The following is an 8544-nucleotide window of genomic DNA, read 5'->3' on the forward strand; positions in this document are numbered from 1 at the left end:
AGCGATGCGCGCATCGTCGATATCATCAAGCTGGCCGCCGGCTTCGAGGTCAGCAAGGCCGATGTGCTGGGCTACCTGAAAAAGGAAGACGAGGAAGGCTATCTGCCGTGCAGTGAGGAAGTGCTGGCACATTTCCTCGATGGCCTGATTATCACCCGGCGTGGTCGCGACGAAAGCCGCCCGCTGCCGCCAGTCGTTTTGCCGCTGTACAACAATATCGTGCTGAAGAAACTGCGGGTGGCATTCGAATTAAAGGAGGACGATATCCTCGCCATTATGGAAAGCGTCGGCTTCCCGGTATCACGCCCGGAATTGACTGCGTTTTTCCGCAGTGCCGATCATAAGAACTACCGCCGCTGCGGCGACCAGTTCCTGCGCAATTTCCTCAAGGGGCTGACGGTACGCGTCAGACGCTAAACGCTCCGACTACCCGCCCGGCCAGGGTCGCTAGGCGCGCAGCTCGGCCAGTTGCCGCTCCAATTCGGCAATGCGCTGATCGCGCTCGGCCAGTGCCTGTTTCACATCGCTGGCCTCAAAGCGTTGCGGAATATGCTTGGGGCAGTTGGCGTCCCAGGCGGTAACGGTGATCAGGATCACCTGCTCCGGCCTCGCCTTGTAGCCGGCCGGCATCAGCCTGGCCTCCAGCGCGGTATCGCCCTCCACCGCCCGCGCCTCACCCCAGATTTTCACTCGTTGCTGGTGAACGTAATCGATCAGGAACAGGTGCACGCGCGGGTTATCGATCAAGTTGCCCGAGGTGATGTACTGGCGGTTGCCGGAAAAGTCGGCAAAGCCGATGGTGTGCTGATCCAGCACCTGCAAAAACCCGGCCGGCCCGCCACGATGCTGGATATACGGCTGGCCTTCGGCATTCACTGAAGCGAGAAACACGCTGGTCTGCGCCTCGATGAATGCCTTGATATCGCCAAGCAGCAGGGTTTCCCAGCTACCGCCCTCCTCCATATGCGCATAGGCGCGTCTCGAGCCTTTGCGCTGCTGTATCGCCTTGACCGACGGGGTAAAGGCGATATCGCTTGAGTACTGTCTCGGGGTGGTCATGGCATTTCCTGGCGCATCAACAATCAGCCCAGCTTAGTCTGGCAAGTAGCGCTCGACCAGCCATCCGCGATGGCATTCACAATTGTCGCCCGCGCAATAAGCACTGCTACCCAGTCATGCCTGTAATTCAGCGCGAGCAACTGCCCTGGAGGCCCAGCGTCGGGCATGCGGTGCGCGAGACCCTGTGGATGTAGCACTGTGGCCGTTCATGCGCATCCACGATGATCTGGAACATGAACCACTCCGCCTTGTGCCGCGAATCGCGATCAACGTTGCGTCGAGCCGGTTTGCTGCAATATCTGGCTAAGATCAACAATGCGCTGAGCGTTCAGGCGAATGCGGCAAGACCAGTACACCTGGCCGCTGCCCGAAGCCACCGCCCCACTGGCTCCCACCGAGAACTCGCATTGGCGAGCGGCAAACCGGGAGAATTTTCGCCCGGCATCGCGCAGTGCAGCCAAGGCATATTGATGATGAGTGGGGGTAATCTCATCCCGATGGCGCTTGCTTGCCAGCTTCTTGGCGATACCGTTCTCCAGACCTGCGATCCGACCGGTAGTGACATAGAAAAGCGATTGCAGGCAATCGATCGAACCCGCACCCGAATTCGCCGCGATGCATTCTTCCGCACGCGCCGGGTAGTCGACTAGCGATTGGCTAGCCCCGGCAGCGAGCGCCACGCCGCCAAGCAGCGTCAGCAATGCCGCCCTCCCAAGCGGGCGCCCCATCTTCACGGCCGCCGATGATCGACTACCACCACACCGCCATCAGCCGGTGGCGCAGGTCGCACCGCGTCCACCGCCACTTCACCGACCTTGACTACCCCTTTTCCGGCCAGCACTACGCCATCAACTGCCAGGCCGGCCGCAGTGGCGGTCACGCCGACGGCGGTGGTGGCGACGCTGACCACCGCGCAACCTTGCAGGGTCAACAGGGCGGCGGAACACAGCAGCAGAGCGGGTTTCATGATTGATTTCCTTCACCAAAGTCCAGTACCACCTTGCCAAGATTGGCATTGCTTTCCAGATAGCAATGACTGGCCGCGACTTGCTGCCAGGCAAAGCTGCGATCCAGCGTGAGCTGCAGTCGCCCGTCGCACAAGGCCGGCAGGATCTGCCCGGCCAGCGCGGCGGTCAAGCGCGATTTCACCGCCAGTGGCTGCGGGCGCAGGGTCGAGCCCTTCAGCGCCAGCCGCTTCATCAACAGTCGGGACAAATCGATGCTGGCGCTGGCGCCGCCCATCAGGCCGATCAGCACCAGCCGGCCATCGGGCTTGAGGCTGGCGATATTGCTCGCCAGATAGTTGCCACCAACGCAATCGAGTACCACATCGACACCGCCAGCCGCCTTGGCCCAATCGGCAAAGTCGCCACTGCGGTAGTTGAACACCTGGTCCGCGCCCAGGCGGCGGCAGAACGCCAGCTTGTCGTCCGAGCCGGCCGTGGCCAGCACCGTCGCCCCATGCCAGCGCGCCAGCTGGATTGCCGCCGCGCCGACGCCACTGGCGCCGGCATGGATCAACACGGTCTCGCCCGCTTGCAGCTGCGCCTGCTCGATCAGATTGAACCAGGCGGTCATCCACGCTTCTGGCAGGCTGGCCGCCGCCTGCGCGCTCAGCCAGGTAGGCCGGGCGATCGCGCAGCCGGCATCCAGCAAGGCGTATTCGGCATAGCCTCCGCCTGCCACCAGGCCGAATACCGCATCGCCCGGCGCAAAGCCGCTGACGCCATCACCCAAGGCTGCCACCGTGCCGGCTACCTCCAGGCCCAGAATCGGCGAAGCACCCGCTGGCGCCGGATAGCGACCTTCGCGCTGCACGATATCGGCCCGGTTGACCCCGGCCGCCGCCACCTTGACCAGCAGCTGACCCGGCCCCGGCTGCGGGCAGTCCATTTCACCCAAAACCAGGGTGTCTGCGCCACCTGGCGCGGTTTGCATGATCGCCTGCATAGTATTTGCCCTCTAAAGTCCGGTTCTTGCGCCAGCCCAATCAAATTCCCTTGGTTGACGCAGTCAGCACAGCTGGCGTGTAGGTCGGAATTCATTCCGACAGCGCCGTTTGCCCGTGGCCCAAGTCGGGATAAATCCCGACCTGCAAATGCCACCCGCCCGGGTTGACTGAACATCGGGAAAACTGGAACAGTCAATGTGTTGAAGTCAGCTTCAAACCAATAATGCCCAGCACGATCAGCGCCACACACAGCAGACGCGGCCAGTTGTTCGGCTCGTTGAACAGCATGATGCCGGCAATCACCCCGCCCACCGCGCCGATGCCGGTCCATACCGCATAGGCAGTTCCCATCGGCAGTACCTTCATGGCGCGTGCCAGACAATAGAAACTGGCCAGCATGGCCGCCGCCGTGGCAGCACTCCATGTCCAGCGGCTGAAGCCCTCGCTGTATTTCATGGTCACCACCCACACCACTTCGAATAGCCCGGCAATCAGCAGATAAACCCAATGCATGTACGATGCTCCAGCCAACAGACTTTTTAAGTTGTGCTCGATCAGATCAGGTCAGCGCCACTGACATGGCCGCATCCTGCACCTTGCCGGCCTCGTGCGGCAGGGCCAAGTAATCCTTGGACTGCATTTCGGTGAGCCGGCTGGCAGTGCGGAAAAACTCATTGGCAAAGCTGCCTTCGGTGTAGAGCTGCTCAGCCGGCAACTCGGCCGACAGGATCAGCTTCACCCGGTAGTCGTAAAACACATCCACCAGCCAGGTAAGCCGCCGCGCTTCCGATGCCTGCTTGGCTGCAAGCTTGGGAATATCGGACACGATCACCGTGTGATAGCGGCGCGCCAGCCACAGATAGTCGGTCTGCGAGCGCGGGCCGCCGCATAGCTCGGCAAAGCTGAACCAGATCACCCCCGGCGCATGGCGCAGGGCGTGCACCGGCCTATCTTCGATAGTCAACTCGGCAGGCAAATCCGCGGCTGTGGCAAGGCTGGCGAAAATGGCGGCCAATTCGACCTTTACCTCGGCCGACAAGGGCGTCAGATAGGTGCGCGCCTGCTCCAGCACCCGCATGCGGTAGTCATTGCCGCCATCCACATTCATCACATCGACATGCTGTTTGAGCAGCGCAATGGTCGGCAGGAAGTTCTGCCTTTGCAGGCCGTTCGGGTAGAGATCATCCGGCGCATAGTTCGACGTCGCCACCAGCACCACGCCATGGTTGAACAGATGGGTGAACAGCCGGCCCAGTATCATCGCATCGGCAATATCTGACACATGAAACTCGTCAAAGCACAGTAGGCGCACATCGCGGGCGATATCGGCCGCCACCCGGGCCAGCGGGTCGGCTTCGTTCTTCAGCGCGCGCAGGCCGTGATGTACTTCCTGCATGAAATTGTGGAAATGCAGGCGGCGCTTGCGCCGCAAGGGCAGGCAGGCAAAAAAGCCATCCATCAGAAAACTCTTGCCGCGCCCTACCCCGCCCCAGAAATACACGCCGCGCGGGATATCCGGCATCGGCAGCAGGCTGCGGCCGAACAACCGGTCGCGCTTGCGTTTGAATTCGACCAGGGCCTCATACAGCTGCTGCAAGCGCTCGATGGCAGCAGCCTGCGCGGCATCCTGTTGAAAGCCCGGCTGCGCTGCAAGCTGTGCATACCATTGCCGTGGCGGCGTTCCGGGTTGAATATGGGCGGTGAAGACGTGTTGAGACATATCAAAGACTGTTGCGAGAGGGCTGCGCGATTATAGGGCGGCTTGCAATGGTACAAGACCTCGTAACAATGCTCGTTTATATTGAACGCCGTCGCGATAGAACCAATCGATAACGCGACCCTATCCAAGCACGCAAACCAGGAGTCAAAACATGGCCAGAATCGCACTCGTCACCGGTGGCATGGGTGGCATTGGTACCGCTATCTGTCAAAGGCTCGCCGACGCCGGCCACACCGTGGTGACCACTTATAGCCGTCCCGGCAAGGAAACCCAATGGCTGGCAGACCAAAAGGAAAAGGGCTATCAATTCCACGCCTACCAGTGTGATGTCGCTGATTTCGACGCCTGCCAGGCCATGGCAGCACGCATCATTGCCGAAGTCGGCCAGGTGGATGTCTTGGTCAACAATGCCGGCATCACCAAGGACACCACCTTCCGCAAGATGGGCAAGGTGGATTGGGATGTGGTGATGCGCACCGATCTCGATTCGGTGTTCAATGTCACCAAGCCGTTTATCGACAGCATGACCGACCGCAACTTTGGCCGGATCATCAATGTGTCGTCGATCAATGGTCAGAAGGGCCAGTTCGGCCAGACCAACTATTCGGCAGCCAAGGCCGGCATGCATGGCTTTACCAAGGCACTGGCGCAAGAAGTGGCGAAAAAGGGCGTGACCGTCAACACGGTCAGCCCTGGCTATATCGCTACCGAGATGGTGATGGCAGTCAAGGAAGAAATCCGCAATTCGATTATTGCCGGCATCCCGGTCAATCGCCTTGGCACGCCGGAAGAAATCGCCGAATTGATCGTATTCCTTGCTGGCGACCATGCCGGCTTCATTACTGGCTCGAATATTGCCATCAATGGCGGCCAGCATATGTTCTGATTCATCGCCAGTTTTTCACATCTGGCTGAATCGCAAAAAACCCGCTCAAGCGAGCGGGTTTTTTATTGTGGCAGCAAGCACTATCAGAACTTGGTGCCGATACCAATGCCGAATACTGTCGGGTTGATTTTCAAACTTCCCAGTGCCGCACCGGTAGTGGTTTTTACATCGGTCTTGATATAAATCTTCTTCAAGTCGACATTGACATACCAGTCTTTGTTGATGGCAATATCGGTACCGATTTGCAGGCTGCCACCAAAGCTGTTCTTGTCAACGGTCAGATCAGCCGCGCCGGCCTTCAGGCTGGCATTGTAAAAACGCGTGTAATTGATACCCGCGCCAATATAGGGGCGAACCGTCGCCTCTGGCGCAAAATGGTATTGCAGCGTCAAGGTGGGTGGCAAATGGCTGACCTTGCCCAAGCTTGCACCAAACGATGTCACCTTGTGGCGCGCGGTTCCCAGAATCAATTCAGCACCGATATTCGGCGTGATCATATAAGTAAAGTCCAGCTCGGGCACCACTTGCTTATCTACATCAATACCCAAGGTGGACAGTGTGCCGCTGGTCGATACCGACGGGGCAATATTGATCAGTCGGCCACGTACCAATAAGTCGCCCTGGGCGGCGGTGGCATAACCACTGAACAGGATGGTAAACAGCAGCGCGAGGGATTTGGCTTTCATTATCGAATTCTCCGTGAACTTGCCGTGCCTTACTGGCCGGCTCGGACGTAGATTAGGCGAAAGCGGCACCATTAAATTTGCGCTAGATCAGTAAATTGTCTGATTGCCTCCCCAAGAAAATGAGGAAATCCATTTTCCCATTTAAAAACAACATCTTAGTGAAATTTCGATTGCCCGATCACCCCCGGAGACAGTATCCTACTGTTTTGATCGACTATTCGCCGCACCCATGTCCATCGTCATCAAGACTTCTGAAGATATCGAAAAGATGCGCATCGCCGGCCGCCTGGCCGCCGAAGTGCTCGACTACATCACCCCGCACGTCAAGGTGGGCGTGACCACCGCCGAATTGAACCGGCTGTGCCATGACTATATGGTCAATGTGCAAGGCACCATTCCGGCGCCGCTCAACTACTGCCCGCCCGGCTACACCCCCTACCCGGCTTCGATCTGTACCTCGGTCAATCAGGTGATTTGCCACGGTATTCCCAATGACAAGCCCTTGAAGAAGGGCGATGTGGTCAATATCGATGTCACCGTGATCAAGGATGGCTATCACGGCGACAATAGCCGCATGTATATGGTTGGCGAAGTGGCATCCCACGCCAAGCGGCTGGCACAGGTCACTTATGAATGCATGTGGCTGGGTATCGAGATGGTCAAACCCGGTGCACGGCTTGGCGATATCGGCGCGGTGATCCAGCGCCATGCCGAGAAGCACGGCTACTCGGTAGTGCGCGAATTCTGCGGCCACGGCATCGGCAAGAAATTTCACGAAGAGCCGCAGATCCTGCATTACGGCAAACCGGGTACCGGGCTGGAATTGAAGGCCGGCATGATCTTTACCATCGAGCCGATGATCAATGCCGGCAAGAAGGATATCCACTGCATGCCGGACGGCTGGACCATCGTCACCAAGGATCGCTCGCTGTCGGCGCAGTGGGAACACACCATCCTGGTGACCGACACCGGCTATGAGGTGCTGACCCAGTCGGAAGGCACCCCGGCCAAGCCGGCCTTGCTGCAAGCAGCCGCCTGATTACTTGCGGGTGGGCAGCGTGTTAAGGCAGATAGATCTGCATGACGAGGGCGAAGCGCGCAGCTTGCTGGCCTTGCAGCGCGCCGCCTATGCCCAGGAAGCGGCCCTGATCAACTACCCTGATTTGCCGCCACTGCGCGAAACGCTGGAGCAACTGATGGCTTGCGGCGAAACGGTGCTGGGCTGGTGCGCAGACGGGCAATGGCTGGGTGCGATTGGATTTCTTGACGGCGATGCCGGCGTGGAGATCTGCCGCTTGGTAGTGGCCCCGGCCGCGCAACGCCAAGGCATTGCCCGGCAATTGCTGGCGGCGGTATGCACACAAGCCGCCGGGCGCCCGGTACAAGTAGGCACGGCAGCAGCCAATACCCCGGCTGTAGCGCTCTACCAGGCCATGGGCTTTGCCATCAGCCGGCGCTTTGCCACGCCGGATGGCCTTGCCCTGCTGACCTTGACGCGCCACTAGGCTCTGTTGACGCTTTGTCGCCGGTCGCGCCGGGTCGAGTTTTGCGGCAAAGCAAGGTGGAATGAGCGGCGCATGGCGGGCCATGTCAGCGAATGACAACGCAGCCTTGCCGCAAATATCGACCCGGCCCTGTGGGTTTCGTCTGAAAACCGCCGAGTGCAAGGCTCGCGCGCCGCGTAGTCATCTACGTCAGCGTGCGACAACGCGGCAAACGGCGGTTTTCCGACGAAACGCGATCCGCCGACAAAATGTCAACAGAGCCTAGGGCGGCGGCCGATTTGGCGATCGGCCAAGGGACTGCCATATTGGTGTCTGCGCAAACCGCGTTTTGCGCGCCCGAACCGGCAGCAAAGCCAGCGCTGCCGCCAGCCAATCCAGCCAGAGCCCGCCGCCCATGTCCGCTCGCACACTGATTTTCAGCCTGGCCATATTGGCCACCCTGCACGCCTTCAGCCACGCGGCAGAAACCAGCAAGGCGGTGATCGTGGCGCCCAGCTTTGCAGCCGTCACCGGCGTGCCGCCCGATGCCTTGATTTCCTCGGCCAATATCCCGCTCAATGATCTGAGCGGCCCGACCTCGCTGGCGATTACGGGCGGCGAGTATTTCCTCAATGGCCGCGGGCCGTTTACCCGCAAGCTGACCGTGGTGCGCGGCGACAAGATCCGCCTGCGGGTCAAGGCGCCTTCCAGCTACGCCGCAACATCCAGTTGTACCCTGTTTTTGGGGCCGCGCAGCT

The 8544-nt window shown here is 59.8% G+C and carries 12 protein-coding genes; 5 read left to right on the top strand and 7 right to left on the bottom strand.

The window, feature by feature from the left end; translation table 11 throughout:
* A partial coding sequence (locus tag ACE3OH_RS07565) for a DUF1456 family protein (RefSeq protein ID WP_374350314.1) occupies window positions 1-417 on the top strand: 417 nt, incomplete at its 5' end.
* Window positions 418-447: 30 nt separating this feature from the next.
* Here ACE3OH_RS07565 and ACE3OH_RS07570 read toward each other — a convergent pair.
* The 6 genes from ACE3OH_RS07570 to zapE form a co-directional block, all read right to left on the bottom strand.
* Window positions 448-1059 (bottom strand): pyridoxamine 5'-phosphate oxidase family protein, encoded by a 612-nt coding sequence (locus tag ACE3OH_RS07570; RefSeq protein ID WP_374350317.1) that lies wholly within the window; start codon window positions 1057-1059, stop codon window positions 448-450.
* Between the two features lie 266 nt (window positions 1060-1325).
* Window positions 1326-1760 carry a lysozyme inhibitor LprI family protein gene (locus tag ACE3OH_RS07575; RefSeq protein WP_374350320.1) on the bottom strand — a complete coding sequence of 145 codons (435 nt, stop codon included), beginning with the start codon at window positions 1758-1760 and terminating at the stop codon, window positions 1326-1328.
* 29 nt (window positions 1761-1789) lie between these two features.
* Window positions 1790-2026, bottom strand: a complete 237-nt coding sequence (locus tag ACE3OH_RS07580; protein ID WP_374350322.1) for a hypothetical protein — start codon at window positions 2024-2026, stop codon at window positions 1790-1792.
* Window positions 2023-2997, bottom strand: coding sequence for an NAD(P)H-quinone oxidoreductase (locus ACE3OH_RS07585; protein ID WP_374350325.1), 975 nt, complete (start codon window positions 2995-2997; stop codon window positions 2023-2025). Before ACE3OH_RS07585 ends, ACE3OH_RS07580 begins: the two co-directional genes overlap by 4 nt.
* Before the next feature lie 205 nt (window positions 2998-3202).
* Window positions 3203-3523 (bottom strand): quaternary ammonium compound efflux SMR transporter SugE, encoded by a 321-nt coding sequence (gene sugE, locus ACE3OH_RS07590; protein ID WP_374350328.1) that lies wholly within the window; start codon window positions 3521-3523, stop codon window positions 3203-3205.
* A gap of 46 nt (window positions 3524-3569) precedes the next feature.
* Window positions 3570-4730 carry a cell division protein ZapE gene (zapE, locus tag ACE3OH_RS07595; protein WP_374350332.1) on the bottom strand — a complete coding sequence of 387 codons (1161 nt, stop codon included), beginning with the start codon at window positions 4728-4730 and terminating at the stop codon, window positions 3570-3572.
* Between the two features lie 151 nt (window positions 4731-4881).
* Between zapE and phbB the strand changes: the two genes are divergently transcribed.
* Window positions 4882-5616, top strand: a complete 735-nt coding sequence (phbB, locus tag ACE3OH_RS07600) for an acetoacetyl-CoA reductase (RefSeq protein ID WP_374350337.1) — start codon at window positions 4882-4884, stop codon at window positions 5614-5616.
* Between the two features lie 83 nt (window positions 5617-5699).
* On the opposite strand, the gene ACE3OH_RS07605 is transcribed toward phbB, so the two are convergent.
* Entirely contained in the window at window positions 5700-6302 is a 603-nt protein-coding gene (locus tag ACE3OH_RS07605; protein WP_374350340.1) for an OmpW family protein, read from the bottom strand.
* Window positions 6303-6471: 169 nt separating this feature from the next.
* On the opposite strand from ACE3OH_RS07605, the gene map reads away from it, so the two are divergent.
* The 3 genes from map to ACE3OH_RS07620 form a co-directional block, all read left to right on the top strand.
* Window positions 6472-7341 (top strand): type I methionyl aminopeptidase, encoded by an 870-nt coding sequence (gene map / locus ACE3OH_RS07610; protein WP_374350367.1) that lies wholly within the window; start codon window positions 6472-6474, stop codon window positions 7339-7341.
* Between the two features lie 19 nt (window positions 7342-7360).
* Window positions 7361-7807, top strand: a complete 447-nt coding sequence (locus ACE3OH_RS07615) for a GNAT family N-acetyltransferase (RefSeq protein ID WP_374350343.1) — start codon at window positions 7361-7363, stop codon at window positions 7805-7807.
* Window positions 7808-8201: 394 nt separating this feature from the next.
* Window positions 8202-8544: hypothetical protein (locus ACE3OH_RS07620; protein ID WP_374350345.1), on the top strand; the 343-nt coding region annotated here is incomplete at its 3' end.

Source organism: Chitinimonas sp. (assembly GCF_041904975.1).
Classification (GTDB): domain Bacteria; phylum Pseudomonadota; class Gammaproteobacteria; order Burkholderiales; family Chitinimonadaceae; genus Chitinimonas.